Origin of the sequence: Plantactinospora sonchi, assembly GCF_036422035.1 — a bacterium.
GTDB lineage: Bacteria > Actinomycetota > Actinomycetes > Mycobacteriales > Micromonosporaceae > Plantactinospora > Plantactinospora sonchi.
The window spans coordinates 350780-372824 of the sequence record NZ_JAZGQK010000016.1; the positions used below are offsets into that span (position 1 = coordinate 350780).

Here is a 22045-nt window from a genome sequence, read left to right on the forward strand (position 1 = left end):
TGCCGCCTCCTCGCTGCGCTCGTTGTCGTCATGACCTTGATGGCTGGGTTGGCTGATGACCTCGCTGCGCTCGGTCATGCCGTCCGCCATTCGGTGCTGATCGAGGGGTAGAGCATCGGTGCGGGCTGCTGGGACAGTGCCTTCGCGGTCTCCGGATCGGTACCGGGCGGAGCCGGCAACTGGTACGCGGCGAGCGTGCCGACGGTGCCCCGGACGAAGGAGCGCAGCGAGGCGAGGACTGAGTCCCGCCCCGGTGAGCCGGTCTCCGGGTCGGTGGCGGTGCCGGGCGGCAGTTGGTCGAGGTCGATGCCGAGGCTGGCGAGCCGGGCCCGGATCAACACGTCCAGTTCGGCGTCGGTAGGTGGCGTTGGTGCCATGGCGTGCTCCTCGCGGCGTTCGGGTGCGGGATGTGCCGGCGTTGATCACATGACCAGGTCAATCCGGTCTTGATCATCGATGTGGACCAACTGTCGGGGTGGACTGTCTCGGGCCGGTAACAGCAAGATCACGTGGCGGTGAAGCGTGCGGCGTCGGCGTACACTGGCTTCTCGGACGCCGGGACCCCCGCGTGCGGCTCCGGACCACCGTCGGCCCGGGGAACGTGCCGGGCGCGGCGGGAGTAGGCTCGGCGCCGCGCGGTCGCTGATGCCCGCCACCCGACGTCCCGGTGTGACGCACCCGCCGGTCACCTGCCAGCCGCGTGACGTTGCGCAACTGTTCCCGCATCCGTTGGGTCTGGCGGGCCGATCCGAGAGAGAGACTAGCCTGATGGCCGTGACACGCCGCGCAAAGATCGTTTGTACCCTGGGCCCCGCGACCTCCTCCCCGGAGCGCATCCGCGGGCTGGTCGAGGCGGGCATGGACGTAGCCAGGCTCAACTTCAGCCACGGCAGCCAGGCCGACCACGAGAAGGTGTTCAACCTGGTCCGCGAGGCCGCCCGGACCACCGGGCGGGCCGTGGCGATCCTCGGCGACCTGCAGGGCCCCAAGATCCGACTGGGCCGCTTCGCGGACGGCCCGCACGAGTGGCGGACCGGCGACTCGGTGGTGATCACCGGTGAGGACATCCTCGGCACCCGCGAGCGGGTCTCCTGCACCTACGAGAAGCTGCCGTTCGAGGTGAAGCCGGGTGACCGGCTGCTGATCGACGACGGCCGGGTCGCCGTCGAGGTCATCGAGGTGGAGGGCAGCGACATCCGGGTGCTGGTCACCGAGGGTGGTCCGGTCTCCAACAACAAGGGCGTCTCGCTGCCGAACGTCGCCGTCAGCGTGCCGGCGATGTCGGAGAAGGACACCGAGGACCTGCGCTTCGCGCTCCGGCTCGGCGTCGACATGGTCGCCATGTCCTTCGTCCGCTCGCCCGAGGACATCAAGCTCGCGCACAACATCATGCAGGAGGTCGGCATCCACCGACCGGTGATGGCGAAGGTGGAGAAGCCCGAGGCGGTGACCCACCTGGAGGCGATCGTCAACGCCTTCGACGGCATCATGGTGGCTCGTGGCGACCTCGGCGTCGAACTGCCGCTGGACCAGGTCCCGTTGGTGCAGAAGCGCGCCGTGCAGCTCTGCCGGGAGAACGCCAAGCCGGTCATCGTCGCCACCCAGATGCTCGACTCGATGATCGAGAACTCCCGGCCGACCCGCGCCGAGGCCTCCGACGTCGCGAACGCCGTCCTGGACGGCGCCGACGCGGTGATGCTCTCCGGCGAGACCAGCGTCGGAAAGTACCCGATCCTCACCGTCAGCACGATGGGCCGGATCGTCACCACCACCGAGGCCGGCTCGATCGCGGTGCCCCGGCTCCAGCACGACCCGCGTACCCACGGTGGTGCGCTGACCGTCGCCGCCTCCCAGATCGCCAAGGCGATCGGCGCCAAGGCCATGGTGGCGTTCACCCAGACCGGCGACACCGTCCGGCGGCTCTCCCGGCTGCACTGCGACCTGCCGCTGCTCGCCTTCACCCCGGTGCCGGAGGTGCGCGACCTGCTCGCCCTCTCCTGGGGCGTGGAGACCTTCCTGATGCCGTTCGTCGAGCACACCGACGACATGTTCCGCCAGGTCGACCAGGCCATGCTCGGGCTCAACCGGGCCAACCCGGGCGACCTCGTGGTGATCGTCGCCGGCAGCCCGGTCGGCACCCCCGGCTCCACCAACACGTTGCGGGTACACCAGCTCGGTTCGCTGGTCGACGCGGCGACGGCGGCCCAGGCACTGCGGTGACCCCGGGCGGCCCCGGGGAGCTGGTCGCCGGCCAGACGGCGGTCGACCAGCTCCTCGGCCTGCTCGACCTGCGCCAGCTCACCGAGACGACCTTCCTGGGGCTCAGCCCGCCGGTCGGACCCCAGCGGGTGTACGGCGGCCAGGTCGCCGGGCAGGCGCTGGTCGCCGCCGGCCGGACGGTCGAGCCGAGCCGGTTCGTGCACTCCCTGCACGGCTACTTCGTCCGGCCGGGCGACCCGGCCGAGCCGATCGAGTACCAGGTGGAGAACATCCGGGACGGTCGGTCGTTCTCGGTTCGCCGTTCGGTGGCCTACCAGCACGGCAAGCCGATCTTCTTCATGTCCGCCTCCTTCCACCGCGCGGAGGAGGGCCTCGACCACCACGCGCCGGCGCCGCTCGACGTACCGCCGCCGGAGGCGGTGCCGACCATGGCCGACCGGCTCGCCCGGTACCCGGAGCGGCTCGGCATCTGGGCCACCATCCCGCGCCCGATCGACGTCCGGTACGTCGGCGAGCCCGGCTGGGTCCGCCCCGGTGACCGGCCGGCCGACCCGCACCAGCGGGTCTGGATGCGGATCGACGGCAAACTGCCCGACGATCCGCTGCTGCACGCCTGCGCGCTCACCTTCGCCTCCGACATGACGCTGCTCGACTCGGTGCTCTCGGTGCACGGCGAGGTCTGGGGTCCTGGCGGGGTGGTCGGTGCCAGCCTCGACCACGCGCTCTGGTTCCACCGGCCGTTCCGGGCCGACGAGTGGTTCCTCTACGACTGCTGGAGCCCGTCGGCCTCCGGCGGGCGGGGGCTCGCCACCGGGCGGATGTTCACCGTCGACGGCCGGCAGATCGCCAGCGCCGTCCAGGAGGGGCTGCTGCGCCGGGTCGGCGCCTGAGCCTGCGGCGGAGCGCGCCGGCCGGCCGGCTAACCTGTCCGACATGCGTCTCTCCGCCAGGGTCGACTACGCCCTACGCGCCGTCGCCGAACTCGCCGCACACGCCGAGGCGAGCGGATTCGGTCCGGAACCGCGATCCGGTTCCGCTGCCGGCGCTGGACCGGATTCCGGCAACGGGGGGCGGGCCGCGACCGCCGGGCGCTCCTCGGCCGGTCGCCCGGCCCAGGCCGGCGGATCCGGACGGGGCGTGGGGACGGCTGGCCGGCCCAGCCCGGTGACCGCGGAGCAGATCGCCCGGGCACAGGAGATTCCGCCCAAGTTCCTGGAGAGCATCCTGCTGCAGCTGCGCCGGGGCGGCATCGTGCACGCCCAGCGCGGCCCGGAGGGCGGCTACTGGCTGGCCCGCACGGCGACGGAGATCTCCCTCGCCGAGGTCATCCGGGTGATCGACGGGCCGCTGGCCAACATTCGCGGGCAGCGTCCGGAGGATCTCGGCTACCAGGGTGCGGCGCGGTCCCTCCAGGAGGTCTGGATCGCGTTGCGGGCCAGCGAGCGGGAGATCCTCGAACTGGTCACCATCGCCGACGTGGCGGGCGGCAAGCTGCCGGACCGGGTCCGCGAACTCGCCGCCGACCCCAGCGCCTGGACCTGACGCCCGGGCCCGCCGGTGGATCCGCGAGGTGCGTCCTAGACCCGCTGCCGGGCAGCCGGGGCGACGGTGCTGGCGTTCGGCGCCGCGACGGTGAACGCCACGGCGTTGGCCAGCGCCGCCAGGACCGCGACCACCGCCCCGACGCCGAGCCGTGGCACGACGGCCGGCACGATCGGGCCGAACAGCGCGGTCCCGTCCCGGTAGGCCGCGGCCACCACGACGGCGGCCACGATCGTGGCGGCGGTGAGCGCGTACCCGGCCACCAGCACTGTCGGTCTGCTGCCGGGACGGCCGGTGACGACCCAGCCCGAGAACAGGTTGAGCACGATTGTCGTGCCGACGTACCAGAACCAGCCGGGAAAACGGTCCAGTTCGATGGCGAAGCTGCCGTACTGCGCCCAGGGCAGCACCGACCACGCCGAGACGGCGCCGAGCGCGCCCAGTACGGCGGCGGTCCGGGCGACGAGCGGTCTGCGCATGCGACACCTCTTCCGTACGCACGGAAACGGATCGGTGGGCGGTCGGGTGGGGAACGGACCGTGCTCCCGGACCGGAGCGTACCGCCGGTCCCGCAGAATTGGGCTTGAGTCTCCAGCGGCTGGAAGGTTGATCCTCGTTCCGTGAACGACCGCACCGAGCTGTTCACCATCGGACAGCTCGCCCGACGCACCGGCCTGCCGGTCCGGACCATCCGGTTCTGGTCGGACATCAACGTCATCCCGCCGACCGGCCGGTCGACGGGCGGCTACCGGCTCTACGACGCCGAGGCGGTGGCCCGTCTCGACCTCGTTCGGACGCTGCGCGAACTCGGGCTGGACCTGGACACCGTACGACGGATCCTGGCCCGGCAGAGTTCGGTGGCCGACGTGGCCCGGGCGCACGCCCGGGCCCTGGACACCGAGATCCGGACGTTGCAGCTGCGTCGGGCCGTGCTGCGGTCGATCGCCGCGCGGAACAGCACAACCGAGGAGATGAGACTCATGAACAGGCTGGCCCGGCTCTCCGCACAGGAGCGGCAGCGGATGATCGACGAGTTCGTCGACCGCACCTTCGAGGGGATCGACCCGCAGGCACCCGGCGCCGGGCTCGCTCAGGCGATGCGGCAGATGCCGGCCGAGTTGCCGGCCGAGCCGACTCCGGAGCAGGTGGACGCCTGGCTGGAACTCGCCGAGCTGGTCGGCGACGCCGACTTCCAGCGGCGGGTCCGGCAGATGGCGGTGGCGGGCGCGTCGGCCGACGGACAACCCACGATCGATCCGGCCCGGGTCGGTGAGCACGCCGGTGCCGCGCTGCGCGACGGCGTCGCCCCCGACTCGGCGCAGGGCACGGCGGTCCGGGACCGGATCGTCGAACCGGGGATGTCGGCCGAGGAGCGGTTGCGGCTCGCCGACCAGTTGGCGACCTTCACCGACCAGCGGGTCGAGCGGTACTGGCAGCTGCTGGGGGTGCTCAACGGCTGGCCGCCGTTCCCGTCCGTGGCTCCGGCCTGGGAGTGGCTGATCGCCGCGTTGCGGGCCTGAGGCCCGGGCTGACGGTGTCGCGGCCGGCCCCGCCGGTTGGTGGGGCCGGCCGCTGCGGGTCAGAGTGCCAGCAGCACCGTCATCCCCAGGTAGCTGCCGACCAGGATGATTCCCTCGAAGCCGAGCCGGCCCCAGCCGCACGCCTGCCGGACGAGCAGGCCACCGAGCAGCGTGGTGGTCATGAACAGTCCGACCGTGGTGATGAGCAGGTCGTCGTTGCTGGCCGCGTGGTAGATCGAGCCCTGCCGGTAGGCGACGTCGCCGACGACCAGGGTGATCACGTCGAGGATGTTGCCGCCGAGCACCGCGGCCACCGCGAGCGTCACCGCGCCCTGCCGTACCGCGGCGATCGCGGTGACCGTCTCCGGCAGCCCGTTGACGATCCCGAGCAGCACACCGCCGGTGAACCCGGTGGACAGGCCGGTGGTCTCCACGACGCTCTCGGCGGCCAGCGACACGGCCCAGCCGCTGACCGCGACGAAGATCCCGACCAGCGCGAACCGGGTCCAGAGCACGGAGGTGGCCTGCCGGTCGAGCACGCCGTGCTGCTGCGGTACGTCCGGTCGGGTCTCGGCGGTCCCGACCGGATTCCACATCGGCCGGGTGCCGGCGGTACGGATCAGCCGGAGCCCGCCCAGGTAACACGCGACGAGCACGACGGAGATGGGGTGCACACCCCACACGGTGACGTCCGGGGTGAAGCTGCCGAGCAGGGTCAGCGACAGCAGCGCCACCAGCAGGCAACCGAAGAGCAGATTCGACAGCGACGCGGCGGCGTGTTCGAGGTTGACCCGGCGGTAGAACGCGTCGGCGACCGCGACCGCGGTGGTCTGGGCGGCGATGCCGCCGACAGCGTTGCTGTAGCCGAGTTCCGGATGCCCGGTCGAGGCGGTGACCGCGGTCATCACGATCCCGGACAGCCCGGTGGCCACGCCGAAGAAGACCACCCCGAAGACCGCCTCGCCCCAGCCGGTCCGGTCGGCTAGGGTGTCGCCGAGCGCGACCAGCCGGATGCTGCCGATGATCGTGACCACACCGCCGACGAGGAACACCGCGACGCTCGGCAGGAGCGGCCACGGCACCGACGGCAGGAAATCCGGCATGAGGCGTGGCCTTCCCGGAATGTGGCGTTTGATTCCCGCCGGGCCCGGAACGTCCGGAGCGTCGTCCCGGGCCCGTTCAACGCCCTTCCGGCGTCCGCGTCACGCCCGGCCGCCCGGCTCGTCCGGCACCGCCCCGGTGATCAGCCGCCAGGTCTCCGCCAGGTCCTCCTCCCGGGTGTACGGCGAGCCGACCGCCAGCCGCAGCGTGAAGCGGTCGCGGACCCGGGTGTGCGTCAGAAAGGCCCGACCTCCGGCGTTGACCCGGCGCAGCAACTCGGCGTTGGTCCTGTCGTCGGCCCGCAGCCGGAAGCAGACCAGCGAGAACGGGTGCGGGGCCACCACCTCGAACCGGTTGTCGGCGCGTACCCGGTCGGCGAAGCGGGCGGCCAGTGCCACGCCCGAACGGATGTGCGCACGCAGTCCCTCGACGCCGTACCAGCGGAGCACGAACCACAGCTTCAGGGCCCGGAACCGCCGCCCCAGCGGCACCTGCCAGTCCCGGTAGTCGATCACCGCCCCGGACTCGGTGGCCGCGTTGCGCAGGAACTCCGGCATCACCGTCAGCGCCTCGACCAGTTCACCCCGGTCAGCCACCCAGAACGCGTCGCAGTCGAAGCCGGTCAGCAGCCACTTGTGCGGATCGAAGCAGTACGAGTCGGCGTGTTCCAGCCCCGCGTGTGACCAGCGCAGTTCGGGGCAGACCGCCGCCGCACCGGCGTAGGCGGCGTCGACGTGCAGCCAGACCCCGTACTCCCGGCAGAGCGCGCCGATCGCGGGCAGCGGGTCGACGGCGGTGGTGGAGGTGGTGCCGATGGTCGCGACCACCGCCGCCGGGACCACCCCGGCGGCCAGGTCGGCCTCGAGCGCGGCGCGCAGCGCCGCCGGGTCCATCGCCAGCGTGTCGGGATCCACCCCGACGGTCCGGATGCCCGTGTCGCCGAGGCCGGCGATCCGGGCCGCCTTCTCGATCGACGAGTGCCCCTGGCTGGAGGTGTAGACCCGGTACCGGCGGTCGAGCCCTTCGCCGCGCCACCGCCCCCGGCTGGCCCGGTGCACCGCGGCGAGTACCGCCACCAGGGTCGCCGAGGACGCCGAGTCCTGGATCACGCCGCCGCCGGTGCCGGTGGAGCGGAACCGGGCGGGCAGGTCGAGCAGTTCGGCGAGCCAGTCCAGCATGACCGTCTCGACCTCGGTGCAGGCCGGACCGGTGGCCCAGAGCATGCCCTGCACCCCGAGTCCGGCGCCGACCAGGTCGCCGAGCACGCTCGGCCCGGAGGTGTTGGCCGGGAAGTACCCGAAGAACCGGGGATGCTGCCAGTGGGTGAGGCCGGGGGTGAGCACGGTGTCCAGGTCGGCCAGGATCCGCTCGAACGCCTCGCCCAGCTCGGGCGGACCGGCCGGAAGCCGGGCGGCGACGGTGCCCGGCGGGTCCGCGGACGTCACCGGACGCTGGCCCAGCGTCGCCCAGTAGTCGGCGATCCAGTCGACGACGGCGTGCCCGTGCCGGCGGAACTCCTCCGGCGTCATGTGGGTGGGGGTCATGACCCGAGTCGATCAGGAAGCTCGGGACCGGATCAAGGTCCGGCCAGGGTCAGACCCGGGCGGACCCGCCGGTCGTCGTCGGACCGGTGCCGAGCACGGCCGGTGGTGGCGCGGTGCTGGCCCGCACGGTGAGCCGGGGATCGAGCAGGGTCGCGTCCGGGACCGGCTCGCCCGCCAGCTTGCGCATCAGCAGCGTCACCGCCTGCCGGCCGACCTCCTCGGCCGGGATCAGCACCGAGGTCAGCGCCGGGTTCGCCCGGTCCGCGACCTCGTCCGGGCAGATCGCCAGCACCGAGACGTCGGTCGGTACGCGCCGACCGAGCAGCGGCAGCGCGGCGAGCACCTGACCGACCGCCGCCTCGTTGTGCACCACCAGGCCGGAGAGGTCCGGGTGCCGTTCCAGCAGCCCGGCCAGCTCCCGGTGTACCGCCTCGAAATTCTCCTCGCACGGCTGGGCGACCGCCTCGACACCGTACCGGGCGGCGGCCTCGACGAACCCGGCCCGGGTCCGGTGGGCGAAGCCGGTGTCCCGGTCGTAGACCACGGCCGGCGCGCCGAGCAGCGCGATCCGGCGGTGACCGAGGCCGGCCAGGTGCTCGACACAGACCTGACCGGCCCGGTAGAAGTCCAGGTCGACGCAGGTCAACCCGGCCGGCTCGGCGGGGAAGCCGATCAGCACGCTGGGGCGTTCCAGGTCACGCAGCAGCGGCACCCGGACGTCGTGCATCTCCACGTCCATCAGCACGATGCCGTCCACCATCGCGCTGGCCGCGATCCGGCGCAGACCGGTCGGCCCCTCGTCCGCCGTCATCAGCAGTACGTCGTGGTCGAAGCGGCGTGCCGTGGTCACCACGGCGGTGGCGAACTGCATCAGCACCGGCAGGTGCATCCCGGAGCGCAGCGGCAGCACCAGCGCGATCACGTTGGCCCGGCGACTGGCCAACGCCCGCGCCCCGGCGTTCGGGTGGTAGCCGAGGACCCGGACGCTGGACAGGACCCGCTCCCGGGTCGAGGCCGAGATCGCCCGCTTGCCGCTGAGCACGTACGACACGGTGCTCACCGCCACCCCGGCGTGCCGCGCCACGTCGGCGATGGTCACCATGTCCGCCCGCTTGCCGGCCGGCCCGGCGCCCTGGCGGGTCCCGGGACCCCGGGCCGGCTGCCGGGGTACGGACGCGCCGCCGGCCTGGCGGGCCACCGGTGTGCCGGCCGACCGCCGGGCCACGGACGGGCCGCTCCGGGTCGGTGGTGCCCCGGCCGGCTGTCCGGACGCGGATCGGGAGGTGGAGTGTGACGACTCGGACACTAGGCGCCTCCCGGGCCAGCCCCGGACCGGTCGCCGTCCGGTCCTCGTGAGAAGGTCAGCCAGCTCACGGTGACGCCGGCGGCGGCGAAGAACAGGTACAGGTCCCGCACTCCGGTCACCTCGGCGTGCCAGGTGCCGGCGACCTCCCGGCCCGGCGGTCCGCCCTCGCCGCCGTCAGCGTCGTGGTCGCCGCCGGCACCGGCGTTCGGCGGGACGGGGATGGTGCCGACGATCGGCCCCTGGACCGGATCGTCGAGCCGGAGGAGAAGCTCGACGTCGTCGGGCAGGTTTCGGCCACCGACCCGGGCCGCCACCCGGTCCACTCCGGTGCCGAAGTCGACGTCGGAGAACCGGATCCAGCCGCCGGCCTCGCGGGCGACGACGGCGGCACCGTCCGGGCCGTCCGGCAGTGACGCGGTGCCGGCGTACTCGTCGTGGTCGACCGCGCGCAGTGGGCCGGTGAGCGGCTGCCGGGGCCGGACCGGTTCGCCGTGCACGGTCAGCGTCGCGGTCAGTACGAGATCGGCGCTGGACCGGCCGACCGCGACGGTGTGCCGGGCGTCCTCGACGACGTACCGGCCCCGGGTGACGTCCCAGTGCGCCAGGTCGGCGGCGCGCAGCGGAAGCCGTACGGTGGTCTGTTCGCCCGCGGCGAGACTCACCCGGGCGAAGCCGCGCAGTTGGCGCAGCGGCTGCTTGACCCGGGAACGGCGCTGCCGGGTGTAGAGCTGCACCACCTCGTCGCCCGGTCGCGTGCCGACGTTGGTCACCCGCACACTGACCTCGATCTCTCCGGCCGCGTCCACCTCGTCCGCGCTCAGCCGCAGGTCAGCGTAGGCGAATTGGGCGTAACTCAGCCCGTGGCCGAACGGGTAGAGCGGGGTGCCCCGATGGTAGAGGTAGGTGGTGTCGGTGGCTATCACGTCGTAGTCGAACAGGTCGGGCAACTCAGCCGCGTCGCGGTACCAGGTCTGGGTCAACCGGCCACCCGGGTCGGCGTCCCCGCAGAGCACGGCGGCCAGCGCGGGCCCGTACTCCTGACCGCCGTGTGCCGACCAGCAGATCGCCGGCACGTGCTCGTCGGCCCAGGTCAGCGCGTACGGGTAGCTGCTCGTGACGACCAGCGCGGTGCGCGGGTTCGCGGCCCGTACCGCCCGCAGCAGCGTCTCCTGTCCGGCCGGCAGGGCCAGGTCGGCGCGGTCCTCGGTCTCCCGGCCGCAGACCATCGGGTGGTTGCCGAGCACCACCACGGCGACGTCGGCGCCCGCCGCCAGCCTGGCCGCCTCGGCCGCCCCGTCGGCGACCAGCTCGACGGTGAACCCGGTGCCGTCGGCGGCCTCGACCGCGTCGGCCCGCAGCACGCCGTCCGGGGCGACCCGGACGTACCGGTCGCCGGCCAGGTGGTGCAGCACGGTGTCGCCGCCCGGCCGGGGGACGATCCGGAACGTCTCCCGGACCACCCAACCGCCGGGTCCGGGCCGGTCGTTGACCAGCAGGCCGCTCTCGTCGGCGCCGACGTGCCGCTGGTTGGCCAGCGCGCGGATCGCGACGATCCCCTGACCCCAGTCGAACACCTCGAACAGGGCGTCCGCCGGTATCTGCTCGGCGGGGGCCGGCGCCGCCCCGGGTGCGGTGGCTGGCGGACCGGGTACCGGTCGGGGCCGGGGCGGTGCCGTGTCGAGACGCAGCGGGCCGCCGTCGGGGTGGTCCGTGGCCCGGACGTGTCCGTCGGCGGTACGCAGCACGACCCGGTCCGCGCCGGCGTGGTATGTGACCGCCGCGTCGGCGAGCCGGGCGGCCAGCCCGTCGCGGGCGGTGACCGCGTACGGCAGGGTGCCGCTGTACCAGTCCTCGTAGAGGGTGTCCGCCAACGGGCCGAGTACGGCCACCCGGCGCAGCCGGCCGGGGTCGAGCGGCAGCAGCGGCCCTTCGCCCGGTACGGCGGCGGTGTTGCGCAGCAGCACGATGGACTGTCGGGCGGCGGTCCGGGCCAGCTCCTGGTGGGCCGGACAGTTGATCACATCGGCGGTGACCGCCGTGTACGGATTGCGCTCCGGCGGGTCGAACTCGCCGAGTCGGAACCGGATGGTCAACAGCCGCCGGACGGCGGTCTCCACGTCGGACTCGTCGAGCAGTCCCCGACGCAGCGCCTCGTGGATCCGCTCCACGGTCGGCGCCGGGTTGCTGTCGTCCTCGGTGAAGCTGTCGATCCCGGCGCGCAACGCCGCCGCGTATCCGCTCGGGTGGTCGGGGAGGAAGTGCTGTGCTCTGGCGATGTTGGAGACCGCGCCGGCGTCACCGACCACCATGACCTCGTTGTCGGTCCATCCGCGCAGCTCGGTGTTGATCAGTGGACTCAGGTGCGCCGGTCGTCCGTTCACCAGGTTGTACGACGCCATCACCGCGACCGCCGCGCCCGCCGCCAGCGGGGCCCGGAAGGCCGGCAGTTCGTACTCGTGCAGCACCCGGGGCGGCAGGTTGCTGGAACTGGTGCACCGGTCGGTCTCGTTGTTGTAGCCGAGGAAGTGTTTGAGGGTGGGGGCGGTACGCAGGTAGACCGGGTGGTCGCCGCGCAGCCCCTGGGCGTACGCCGTGCCGAGCACGCCGGTCAGCCAGGGGTCCTCGGCGTAGCCCTCCTCGTTGCGGCCCCAGCGCGGGTCACGCAGCGGGTTGACCACCGGCGCCCAGACGTTGAGGCCGACCCGGGTCGGGTCCTTGGCGTGCAGGCCCCGCACCTCGTCGCCGACGGCGGCGCCGACGGCCCGGAGCAGCTCCGGGTTCCAGGTGCTGCCCAGCCCGACCGCCTGCGGAAAGACGGTGGCCGGGCCGAGCCAGGCGAGCCCGTGCAGCGCCTCCGTGCCGGTCCGGAAGGCGGCCAGCCCGAGCCGGGGGACCGGCGCCTGGTACTGGTGCAGCAGGGCGACCCGCTCGCCGAGGGTGAGCTGACTCAGCAGGTCGTCGACCCGTTCGTCGAGCGGCCGGTCGGGGTCGTGGGGTGTCCTTTCGCTCACGGTGATCACCTTGATTCCGACTGGTGTCCCCGGCGGCTCGGGCCCCGGGAACGGGCGGGGGTGGCGGTGCGGGTTGCGGTGCGGCCGGACAGTGGAGCGCTCCCACGCGACGGCGCGGAACTCGAAGCGCTTCGACAAATCCGCTGGGAAAACTCCACCGTGGATAACGCTTTCCCGCACGTTACGGCGGAGCAGTTCGAGGTTTCCACCCGCCGTCGTACCGGTCAAGGGTTTCGCCGGCATCGATCCGATCGTCGACGGTCAACCGCGTCCGCGCGGCCCGGCCGGCTCAGGCGCCTCGTCGACGCGGGTCTCGTCGGATCCGGCGCCATCCGGCCGGCTGGCGGACCGGGGCGGCACCTTCCGGGCCGCGTCACCTGAGGGCGTGTCCCGCTCGGTGCCCCTTTCGGGGTGCCGCTCGCGGTCTGGTAACCGGCCGGCGTCGACCATCTCCAGGCTGCGTGCCGCACCGCCGGCCGCGGCGGCACCGGTGCCGAGCGCGGAGGCGAGCAGCCGGGTGCCGCCGGCCTCCGGAGCCAGGGTACGGACGGTGAGTTCCGCCTCGGCCGCCGGCAACAGCCAGGGCGCCAGGGTGCCGAAGTAGCCGCCGAGCAGCACCACCTCCGGGTTGACCAGGTTGGCCAACAGGGCGACGCCGTGTCCGAGGAACCGTCCGGTCTCGGCGAGAGCCTCCAGAGTGGTCCGGTCGCCCCGGCGCGCCCGGGTCCGGATCCGGTCCACCTCGGGCGCGAAGTCGGTGAGCGGACCATCCTCGGTGGTGTCCGGCAGCGCCCGGCGGATCATCGCCGGAATCCCGGCCACCACCTCCAGGCAGCCACGTCGCCCACAGGGGCAGACCGGACCCGCCGGATCGACCGGCACGTGACCCAGTTCGCCGGCGAAGCCGCGTCCGCCGCGCAGCAGGCGTCCGTCGGCGATCACCCCCGCGCCGAGGCCCGCGCCGCCGGTCAGGTGGACCAGGTTGGCGGTGCCGGCGTACGGGCCGTGCCGGTACTCGGCCAGCGCGGCGAGGTTGGCGTCGTTCTCCACCACCACCTCGTAGGCCGGCTCCCGCAGGGCCCGCCGCAGTTCGACGCCGAGCGGCAGGTCCCGCCAGCCGAGGGTGGTGGCGAGCCGGACGGTACCGCTGCCGTCCACCAGCCCGGGGACCGCGACGGTGAGGCCGAGGACCTGCCGGCGCTGCCCGGTGACCCGGTTGACGGCCCGGCCGGCGAGGGCGGCGATCGCGCTGACCGCGCGGCCGGGGGAGGCGGACGAGCCGTCGAAGGCACGCCGCCAGGAGAGCAGTTCGGTGCCGGCGAGGTCGACAGCGACCACGGTCAGCTCGTCCAGGCTCACCTCGATGCCGATCGCCGCGTACGGGGCACCGTCGACCACCAGCATGGTCGCCGGGCGGCCGATCCGGTTCTCGGCCAGCCCGGTCTCCCGGATCAGCCGGCGGTCGATGAGTTCGGCGACCAGGCTGGAGACGGTCGCCTTGTTCAGCCCGGTCGAGGCGGCGATGTCGGCGCGGGAACAGGGCACGTTGGCGCGGACGAAACGCAGCACGACGGCGAGGTTGGTGGCCCGTACGTCGGCGAGGTCGGCCGGCTGCGGCCCGCGCTGCGTCGTGATCACAATCAGCCCCGCTCCCCACGCGACGGCGCCGTCCACAGTGCGCTCCGAGCGCCGACGGCGCGCCCCATCATGCCGTACCCCCGGGTGTCGGGCCACGCGCGCCCGGCGTCGCCGACGGTCGCCCGCCGGCCGTCGTCACGCTCCGGGTGTCTTGTGGCACCGGTCACCGTCGATTACGTTTGTTTAGTCACCCGACGAACTAACTCTACCTCACCCCACCTCCGACCGGACCGTCCCGCCGATGTCGGCGTACCGGCGGGTCGTCCGCACCGTGACATGGAAGGGAGCGCGCCGTGGAGCCATCGGGCCCGGACGTCGCCACCACCCGTAGGAACGTTCTCGGCCTGTTGGGCCTCGGCGCGGCGGCGACCGCCGGTGGCGGTCTGCTCGCCGGTTGCGGCGGCGAGGCGGGTCCCACCAGCAGCGCGCAGAACCTGGACAAGCTCGCCGGCCTGCTCCCCAACCACCACCCGCTGACGGCGGACATCCCGAAGCCGAGCATCACCGGGACACGCCCGGTCCCGGACGGCTACACCGACTTTCCGGCCAGCCTGGTCGACGCGATCACCGACAAGCCCGGCACCAGCGGGCAGGAGATCCGGGCGATGACCCCGGCCTGGGGGCCGGCCCCACCCGGTCTGGGTCAGAGCGCCTACCTGGCGGCGGTCAACGCCGAACTCGGGGTGCCGGTCACCTTCAGCGTCCAGGACGGCAACCTGTACGCGGACAAGCTGAACGCGCTGCTCGGCGCCCGTGACGTGCCGGACCTGCTCTGCGTGCCGGAGTGGGAGGTCTCCAAACTGCCCCGGTTCTCCGACGCGGTGGCCGCGCTCTTCGAGGACCTCACCGACCACCTCTCCGGCGACGCGGTGAAGAACTATCCGATGCTGGGCACCTTCCCGACCGGGGCGTGGCGCAACGCGCTCTGGAACGAGCGGCTGATGGCCATTCCCAACCCGAGCGACGGACCGTTCCCGATCGCGCTCTTCTGCCGCAAGGACCTGCTCGACGCGGCCGGGCTGGGCTTTCCGAAGACCATCGACGAGCTGTTCGAGATCGGTAAGCGGGTCACCGACCCGAACAAGGGCGTCTGGGCGTTCGACGACATCTTCCAGATGGTCCAGATGTTCCACAAGGTCCCCGGCACCGACGACGGCTGGCGGCTGCGGCCGGACGGCACCCCCGAGTTCAAGTACGAGACGCCGGAGTTCCGCCAGGCCGTCGAGTTCATGGCGAGGGTCTACCAGGAGGGGCTGGTCCACCCGGACCTGGTGGCCAGCAGGGGCGCCGACGCCAAGCAGCTGCTGCAGAGCGGAAAGATCGTCTTCAAGCAGGACGGGCTCGGCATGTGGCAGCCGATGCAGGCCGAGTGGCAGAAGGTCACCCCGGGCTTCAACATCCAACCGGTGCCGATCTTCTCCGCGACCGGGGGAGACCCGCTGGTCTGGGGCGACGACGACCCGATCTCGTACACCTTCGTCAGGAAGGGACTGCCCAAGGCCCGGGTCGAGGAACTGCTCCGGGTGGTGAACTGGTGTTCGGCACCGTTCGGCACCACCGAGTTCCAACTCCGGGAGTACGGCGTGGAGGGCCAGCACCACACCCGTACCGCCACCGGACCGGCGAAGACCGATCTCGGCTTCAAGGAGATCGCCAACCAGTACTTCTTCATCAGTGGGCGCAGCCCGGTGATCCAGCCCTTCCCACAGACACCGAACTTCGTGCGGGAGGCGTTGACCTACTCCAACGAGATGGTGAAGTACCTGGAGAAGGACCCGTGGTCGGGGTTGAAGCTGGAGATGCCGGCCCGGTTCAAGGCGGGGCTCGTACCCACCGAGGACAAGGTCACCGACATCCTGCGGGGGCGTCGACCGCTCACCGACCTCGACGCGGTGATCCAGGAGTGGCGGAGCAGCGGCGGCGGCGACGAGGCCCGGGAGTTCCGCGCCAAGGCGCTGGCCGACGCCGGACGATGAGTACCCGGGAGGTCGCCCGGTCGGACGGCCCGGTCGTCCCGGAGCCGGCCGACGACGAGCCGGTCGACGACGACCGCGCCCGACCCGGCGGCCGCCGGGTCGGGCCCGGCGGGTCGCGGTCCGGCCGGGGCGGTCGGCGGGAGAACCGGGCCGGCACGGGGCGGTCGCGGCACCGCAGCCGGGCCCCGTTGCGGGCCCGGCTGCGCCGGGACTGGCCGCTGCTGGTCATGGTGCTCCCGGCCGCCCTGCTGCTGCTGGTCTTCCACTACCTGCCGACCCTGGGCAACGTCGTCGCGTTCCTGGACTACAACCCGTACGCCGGGGACAGCCCGCTGCGGGCGTTCCTGGCCAGCCCGTGGATCGGGCTCGGCAACTTCGAGGCGCTCTTCGGCGACCCCGCGTTCTGGGACGCGTTCTGGAACACCCTGTCGATCACCGGGTTCCAGCTGGTCTTCTACTTCCCGCTGCCGATCGTGCTGGCGATCATGCTCAACAGCATCCTCTCCGCGCGGCTGCGCGCCTTCGTGCAGAGTGTGGTCTACCTGCCGCACTTCTTCAGCTGGGTGCTGGTCGTGACGTTCTTCGTCCAGATGCTCGGCGGCGCGGGTCTGCTCTCCCAGACGCTGCGCGACGCCGGCTTCGAACCGTGGGACGTGATGTCCAACCCGGACACCTTCATCGTGCTGGTCACCGCCGAGACGGTGTGGAAGGACGTCGGCTGGGGCACGATCGTCTTCCTCGCCGCGCTCTCCACCATCGACCCGCACCTGTACGAGGCGTCGGCGGTGGACGGCGCCGGCCGCTGGCGCCGGCTCTGGCACGTCACCCTGCCCGGCCTGCGGTCGGTGATCATGCTGCTGCTGATCCTGCGGCTGGGTGACGCGCTCTCGGTCGGCTTCGAGCAGTTCCTGCTCCAGCGGGACGCGGTCGGCCGGCAGGCCGCCGAGGTGCTGGACACGTTCGTCTACCACCAGGGCATCACCACCGGCAACTACGGCTACGGCGCGGCGGCCGGACTGTTCAAGGCGATGGTCGGGCTGGTGCTGATCCTGGCGGCGAACCGGTTCGCGCACGCCATCGGTGAGCGGGGGGTGTATTCGCGGTCATGACGGTGACTGATCGGTTGTCGGGTCCGACCCGGTCGCGACGGCGGCCCGGGCGGCCGACCTGGGAGGAACCGCCGAGCGTGGCCGGCCAGGTCGGCAAGGGCACGGTGCTCACCGCAGTGGTGCTGGCGGTGCTGATCCCGCTCTGGGTGGTGCTGGTCACCAGTCTGTCGTCGCGGGAGACCATCAACGCGGCCGGCGGGCTGGTGGTGGTGCCAAGGGAGATCGACACCTCGGCGTACGTGACGATCTTCTCCGGGGGCCAGATCAGCCGGGCACTCTGGGTCAGTGCCATGGTCACCGTGCTGGGTACGGCGGTCAGCCTCATCCTGACCGTGCTGGCCGCGTACGGGTTGTCCCGGCCCGGTTCGGTGGCCCACCGTGGCCTGCTGCTCTACTTCCTGCTGACGTTCCTGGTCTATCCCGGCATGGTGCCGAGCTATCTGGTGGTCACCGGGCTCGGGCTCAAGGACAACCTCTGGGCGCTGATCCTGCCGAGCGCGATCAGTGTCTTCAATCTGGTCGTGCTCCGGGCGTTCTTCCAGAACATTCCGGGTGAGCTGCTGGACAGCGCCCGGATCGACGGGGCGGGGGAGTTCCGGATCCTGGGCCGGATCGTGCTGCCGCTGTCCCGGGCGGTGATCGCCGTGGTCGGGCTCTTCTACGCCGTCGGCTACTGGAACATCTGGTTCACCGCGCTGCTCTACATCGACGACAACGCCAAGTTCCCGAGCCAGCGGGTGTTGCAGAGCTTCATCCTGGCCGGCCAGTCCCCGAACACCTCCGGTACGGCGGTCGGTGTCTCGATGCCGCCGACACTGGCGATCAAGATGGCGGTGGTGGTGGTCACGGTGGCGCCGATCGTGCTGGTCTACCCGTTCGTGCAGCGGCACTTCGTCAAGGGCGTGATCGTCGGCGCGGTCAAGGGCTGAGCCGCCGCCGGCCTAAACTCGGGATATGACCGCGATGGCGCCGACCCGTACCGAACCGGACCTGTCGTTCCTGCTGGACCACACCAGCCACGTGCTGCGGACCCGGATGGCGGCGGCGCTGGCCGAGATCGGGCTGACCGCGCGGATGCACTGCGTCCTGGTGCACGCGTTGGACGAGGAGCGGACCCAGGCCCAGCTCGCCGAGCTCGGCGACATGGACAAGACCACCATGGTGGTCACGGTCGACGCGCTGGAGAAGGCGGGGCTGGCCCAGCGGCGCCAGTCCGGTACGGACCGTCGGGCCCGGATCGTCGCGGTCACCCCGGAGGGCGCCCGGGTCGCCGGTCGGAGCCAGGAGATCGTGGACCGGGTGCACCGGGAGGCGCTGGACTCGCTGCCGGCCGAGGAGCGGGAGGTGCTGGTCCGGGCCCTGAAGCGGCTGGCGACCGGTCATCTGGCCGATCCGGTGGAGGGCCCGCAGCCGGTGCGCAGGGCCCGACAGCGGGAAAATTGAATCCGAGGCAGATAGTCTGTAACAAAACCATCTGCTAGCGTCCTTCCTGTCGCATCCGATCGACAGGAGGACACCGTGTCCGATCCGACCCGTTTGTCGCCCCGATCCCGCTGGCTCGCTCTCGCCGTGATCGCCTCGACGACCCTGATGACCATCCTCGACGGCAGCATCGTGACCGTCGCGATGCCGGCGATCCAGGACGACCTCGGCTTCTCCCCGGCCGGCCTCAGTTGGGTGGTGAACGCCTACCTGCTCGCCTTCGGCAGCCTGCTCCTGCTGGCCGGACGCCTCGGCGACCTGCTCGGCCGCAAGCGGGTCTTCCTGGCCGGCACGGTGGTCTTCACCGCCGCCTCCCTGCTGGCCGGCGTCGCCGGATCCCCGGCGGTGCTGATCGCCGCCCGGTTCGTCCAGGGCGCCGGCAGCGCGGCGGCGACCGCGGTCAGCCTCGGCATCCTGGTGACGATCTTCACCGAGCCCCGGGAGCGGGCCCGGGCGATCGCGGTCTTCAGTTTCACCGGCGCCGCCGGCGCGATGCTCGGCCAGGTCCTCGGCGGGGTGATCACCGACGGGCTCGGTTGGCACTGGATCTTCGTCATCAACCTGCCGATCGGACTCGCGGTGCTGGCGGTCGCGCTGCCGGTGCTGCCGGCGGACCGTGGCCCCGGTCTCGCCTCCGGCGCCGACCTCGTGGGCGCGCTCCTGGTCACCTCCGGCCTGGTGCTGGGTATCTGGACCGTCGTCCGGGCCGAGACGCACGGTTGGGCCTCGGGTTCCACCCTCGGCCTCCTCGCCCTGGCGTTCGCCCTGCTCGCCGCGTTCGTGACCCGGCAGGCCACCGCCCGACAGCCGCTGATGCCGCTGCGGATCCTCCGCTCCCGCGCCGTGGCCGGGGCCAACCTGGTGCAGATCCTGATGGTCGCGGCCTGCTTCACCTTCCAGGTGCTGCTCACCCTCTACCTGCAACGGGTACTCGGCTACGGCGCCGCCGGGACCGGTCTGGCCATGCTGCCGGCGGCGGTGGTGATCGGCACCGTCTCGCTCGGTCTCTCCGCCCGGCTCATCAACCGGTTCGGCGAGCGTCGGGTCCTGCTGACCGGGCTGCTCCTGCTGACCGGCGTGCTGGGACTGCTCACCCGGCTACCGGTGGACGGCAACTACCCGGTCGACGTGCTGCCGGCGATGCTGTGCACCGCCGGGTTCGGGCTCGCCCTGCCGGCGCTGACCGCCCTCGGCATGTCCGGCGCCCGGGCCGACGACGCCGGACTCGCCTCGGGCCTGTTCAACACGACCCAGCAGGTCGGCATGGCGGTCGGCGTCGCGGTGCTCGGCACGCTCGCCGCGGCCCGGACCGAGGGACTGCGCGTGGCCGGCGAATCCACGGCGGCCGCGCTGACCGGCGGTTACCGACTGGCCTTCGCCGTCGCGACCGGCCTGCTCCTCGTCGCCTTCGCGATCGCGGCCGTGGTGTTGCGCCAACCGCCCCGGCCGGTCGACATCCCGCCCACCGGCGGGAGCGGTGGGCGCACCCTGGCCTCGACCACGTCCGCCTGATCCACTCCCGGCCTTGTCGGGCGGCACGGGCGCCGGCCGCACACGGAAGCGTGCCGCAGCAGCCGCTGGTCCCGGCCGTAGCGGCTGGCCGGGGGCACGCCTCGGTCCCCGCGACACGGGCGCCGGCCGCCCCCACGGGTCGGCCGGTGCCACGGGCTGGCGCTGAGGGAGGGCGGGGCGCCCCCCACCTGGGCACCCCACCCCGACCTTCAACCCCGCACGGTCGGTAGCCCGTCGAGGTGCACCGCAGTGCTGACCTCGCCGTCACAGACCAGCCGGGCGGGGAGCCGGGCACCGTCCATCCGGGCGAACGCGACACCGCTGACCCTCAACGGCCCGTCGCTGTCCACCCGGAACTCGTCCCCGGAGCGACGGGCCCGGACAATCGTGTCGCCGTCGACGTCGTGGATCGTCACCTCGGCGTCGACGGCGCCCCAGCTCAGCACGGTGACCTCGGGGAACGGCCCGGCACCGATCCGGTCGGCCGGTGGGGCCACCGGCAGCAGCGCGCCGTACCGGACGAAGAGCGGGATCTGGTGCAGTGGCTGGTGCACCCGCAGGTGCCGGCCGCCGGGGTGCACCTCGCCGGACCAGAAGTCCACCCAGTCGCCGGCCGGCAGATAGACGTGTCGACGGCCGTCCGGGTTGGTCATCGGCGCGACCAGCAGGTCCGTCCCGAGCCGGTACTCCAGGTCCGCCTGCCAGGCGGACAGGTCGTCGGGCGAGTCGACCAGCAGGGCCCGCAGCATCGGCGCGCCGGTCCGGGCCGCCGCCACCGCCGCCGAGTAGAGGTACGGCATCAGCCGGTACCGCAACCGGAGCGCGTCGACCGCGTCCCGTTCGGCCTCGGCCGGAAAGTCCCAGGGCAGTCGGCTGGTCGTACCGTGGAACCGGATCAGTGGTGACAGCGCGCCGAACTGGGCCCAGCGGACGTACAGGTCGGGAGTCGGCGTGCCGTGGAAGCCGCCGGTGTCGTGGCTCCAGAACGGCACCCCGGACAGGCCGTGACTCAGCCCGCCGCGCAGGGTGCTGGCCATCGCCGGGTACGTCGCGTTGACGTCCCCGCTCCACTGCGCCGAGTGCCGCTGCCCGCCCAGGTACGACGAGCGCGCCCAGACCAGACCGTGCCCGGCGACCTGTTCGGTGACCGCCGAGACGACGTCGTTGAAGAGCAGTGTGTAGACGTTGTGCAGCTCGACTCCGGTCATCCCGTTGTGCGCCACCGCGTCCGCCGGCACCCCCTCGGCGAAGTCGGTCTTGAAGACGGCGACCCCCTGGGCCAGCAGCGGCCGGAGCAGTCCGGCGAACCAGTCCACCGCCGCCGGGTTGGTGAAGTCCACGATGCCGCCGGCCGGATGGCTGCCGTGCCAGGTGTCGGCGACGTAGACCGAGCCGTCGGCCCGGCGCAGGAAGTAGCCGGCCTGCGCCGCCTCGGCGTACCGGGGACTGCCGGTCATCAGGTACGGGTTCATCCAGAGGCTGACCCGGAAGCCCAGCTCGGCGAGGTCGGCCAGCATGCCGGCCGGGTCGGGAAACTGCTCGGCGTCCCAGCGCAGGTCCGACCAGGCCCCGGCGACCTGCCAGTAGCAGTCCAGGTGCAGGACGTCGCAGGGAATGCCCCGCTCCCGGATCCGCCGGGCCCGGTCCAGTACCCGCTGCTGGCTGTCCACGAAGAAGCCGGAGGAGACCCAGGTGCCGAAGGCCCACTTCGGGGGGAGTGCCGGGCGGCTGGTCAACAGGTCGTACCGGTCGAGGATCTCGGCCGGGGTCGGGCCGGCCAGCACGTAGTAGTCGATCAGGTCGTCCGGCACCAGGATCTGTACGCAGCTGTGCGTCGACTGGCAGATGTCGAACTCGACCGGCAGGCCGCTGTCGACCAGGATCCCGTAACCCCGGTTCGACAGGTAGAGCGGGACGTTCTTGTGCGACCGGTCGGACTCGCTGCCGAAGGCGTCGAAGTTCCACATCAGTGCCCGCTGGCCGCGCTTGTCCAGCGGGGTGAACTTCTCGCCGAGGCCGACGAACCGTTCGTCGCCGGGGGCGACGAAACTCTCGTGGTAGGCGGCGACCGCGCCGCCGACCAG

Annotated in this window: 17 protein-coding genes; 9 read left to right on the forward strand and 8 right to left on the reverse strand. The window is 72.4% G+C overall.

The genetic code is table 11. The features are described 5' to 3' along the window. Positions 1-74: 74 nt before the first annotated feature. Positions 75-377 (reverse strand): hypothetical protein, encoded by a 303-nt coding sequence (locus V1633_RS20060; RefSeq protein WP_331215887.1) that lies wholly within the window; start codon positions 375-377, stop codon positions 75-77. 391 nt (positions 378-768) lie between these two features. Here V1633_RS20060 and pyk point away from each other — a divergent pair, with 391 nt between their 5' ends. From pyk to V1633_RS20075, 3 genes are read left to right on the forward strand one after another with little or no spacing between them, the layout of a single operon-like run. Next, positions 769-2220: a pyruvate kinase gene (pyk, locus tag V1633_RS20065; protein ID WP_331215888.1), complete on the forward strand. Its 1452-nt coding sequence runs from the start codon at positions 769-771 to the stop codon at positions 2218-2220. Between the two features lie 20 nt (positions 2221-2240). Then, positions 2241-3110, forward strand: coding sequence for an acyl-CoA thioesterase (locus V1633_RS20070; RefSeq protein ID WP_331215920.1), 870 nt, complete (start codon positions 2241-2243; stop codon positions 3108-3110). Between the two features lie 43 nt (positions 3111-3153). Further along, entirely contained in the window at positions 3154-3762 is a 609-nt protein-coding gene (locus V1633_RS20075) for an RrF2 family transcriptional regulator (RefSeq protein ID WP_407952061.1), read from the forward strand. Positions 3763-3797: 35 nt separating this feature from the next. Here the strand turns inward: V1633_RS20075 and V1633_RS20080 are convergent, their stop codons facing one another. Further along, positions 3798-4241: a hypothetical protein gene (locus V1633_RS20080; RefSeq protein WP_331215889.1), complete on the reverse strand. Its 444-nt coding sequence runs from the start codon at positions 4239-4241 to the stop codon at positions 3798-3800. 141 nt (positions 4242-4382) lie between these two features. Here V1633_RS20080 and V1633_RS20085 point away from each other — a divergent pair, with 141 nt between their 5' ends. Then, on the forward strand, positions 4383-5282 hold the full coding sequence (locus V1633_RS20085) for a helix-turn-helix domain-containing protein (RefSeq protein ID WP_331215890.1): 900 nt from the start codon (positions 4383-4385) through the stop codon (positions 5280-5282). Positions 5283-5341: 59 nt separating this feature from the next. Here V1633_RS20085 and V1633_RS20090 read toward each other — a convergent pair whose 3' ends face one another. The 5 genes from V1633_RS20090 to V1633_RS20110 form a co-directional block, all read right to left on the reverse strand. Continuing rightward, positions 5342-6385, reverse strand: a complete 1044-nt coding sequence (locus V1633_RS20090) for a sodium:calcium antiporter (RefSeq protein WP_331215891.1) — start codon at positions 6383-6385, stop codon at positions 5342-5344. A 99-nt stretch (positions 6386-6484) separates the two neighbouring features. Further along, entirely contained in the window at positions 6485-7927 is a 1443-nt protein-coding gene (locus V1633_RS20095; protein ID WP_331215892.1) for a pyridoxal-dependent decarboxylase, read from the reverse strand. Between the two features lie 49 nt (positions 7928-7976). Continuing rightward, positions 7977-9029: a LacI family DNA-binding transcriptional regulator gene (locus tag V1633_RS20100; RefSeq protein WP_407952065.1), complete on the reverse strand. Its 1053-nt coding sequence runs from the start codon at positions 9027-9029 to the stop codon at positions 7977-7979. Positions 9030-9232: 203 nt separating this feature from the next. Further along, entirely contained in the window at positions 9233-12244 is a 3012-nt protein-coding gene (locus V1633_RS20105) for a glycoside hydrolase family 3 C-terminal domain-containing protein (protein WP_331215894.1), read from the reverse strand. 261 nt (positions 12245-12505) lie between these two features. Beyond that, a complete protein-coding gene (locus V1633_RS20110; RefSeq protein WP_331215895.1) occupies positions 12506-13882 on the reverse strand; it encodes an ROK family transcriptional regulator in 1377 nt (458 codons plus the stop codon). 293 nt (positions 13883-14175) lie between these two features. Here V1633_RS20110 and V1633_RS20115 point away from each other — a divergent pair, with 293 nt between their 5' ends. From V1633_RS20115 to V1633_RS20135, 5 genes are all read left to right on the forward strand, one after another. Further along, complete coding sequence (locus V1633_RS20115) at positions 14176-15858, forward strand: extracellular solute-binding protein (protein WP_331215896.1); 1683 nt, start codon at positions 14176-14178, stop codon at positions 15856-15858. Next, positions 15855-16967 (forward strand): ABC transporter permease, encoded by a 1113-nt coding sequence (locus V1633_RS20120; RefSeq protein WP_331215897.1) that lies wholly within the window; start codon positions 15855-15857, stop codon positions 16965-16967. Before V1633_RS20115 ends, V1633_RS20120 begins: the two co-directional genes overlap by 4 nt. A 77-nt stretch (positions 16968-17044) precedes the next feature. After that, the gene (locus tag V1633_RS20125) at positions 17045-17896 is read left to right on the forward strand and encodes a carbohydrate ABC transporter permease (RefSeq protein WP_331215898.1); all 852 of its coding nucleotides are present in this window, start codon (positions 17045-17047) and stop codon (positions 17894-17896) included. 25 nt (positions 17897-17921) lie between these two features. After that, positions 17922-18410, forward strand: coding sequence for a MarR family winged helix-turn-helix transcriptional regulator (locus tag V1633_RS20130; RefSeq protein ID WP_331215899.1), 489 nt, complete (start codon positions 17922-17924; stop codon positions 18408-18410). Between the two features lie 75 nt (positions 18411-18485). After that, positions 18486-19961 (forward strand): MFS transporter, encoded by a 1476-nt coding sequence (locus V1633_RS20135; protein WP_331215900.1) that lies wholly within the window; start codon positions 18486-18488, stop codon positions 19959-19961. A 209-nt stretch (positions 19962-20170) separates the two neighbouring features. Here the strand turns inward: V1633_RS20135 and V1633_RS20140 are convergent. Further along, on the reverse strand, positions 20171-22045 hold a 1875-nt coding region (locus V1633_RS20140; RefSeq protein ID WP_331215901.1), incomplete at its 5' end, for a TIM-barrel domain-containing protein.

Bases quoted from the DNA above. Each gene is read 5' to 3' on its own strand.
- V1633_RS20060 (WP_331215887.1), bottom strand. From the start codon at position 377: ATGGCACCAACGCCACCTACCGACGCCGAACTGGACGTGTTGATCCGG.
- pyk (WP_331215888.1), top strand. From the start codon at position 769: ATGGCCGTGACACGCCGCGCAAAGATCGTTTGTACCCTGGGCCCCGCG.
- V1633_RS20075 (WP_407952061.1), top strand. From the start codon at position 3,154: ATGCGTCTCTCCGCCAGGGTCGACTACGCCCTACGCGCCGTCGCCGAA.
- V1633_RS20080 (WP_331215889.1), bottom strand. From the start codon at position 4,241: ATGCGCAGACCGCTCGTCGCCCGGACCGCCGCCGTACTGGGCGCGCTC.
- V1633_RS20090 (WP_331215891.1), bottom strand. From the start codon at position 6,385: ATGCCGGATTTCCTGCCGTCGGTGCCGTGGCCGCTCCTGCCGAGCGTC.
- V1633_RS20095 (WP_331215892.1), bottom strand. From the start codon at position 7,927: ATGACCCCCACCCACATGACGCCGGAGGAGTTCCGCCGGCACGGGCAC.
- V1633_RS20100 (WP_407952065.1), bottom strand. From the start codon at position 9,029: ATGGTGACCATCGCCGACGTGGCGCGGCACGCCGGGGTGGCGGTGAGC.
- V1633_RS20120 (WP_331215897.1), top strand. From the start codon at position 15,855: ATGAGTACCCGGGAGGTCGCCCGGTCGGACGGCCCGGTCGTCCCGGAG.
- V1633_RS20130 (WP_331215899.1), top strand. From the start codon at position 17,922: ATGACCGCGATGGCGCCGACCCGTACCGAACCGGACCTGTCGTTCCTG.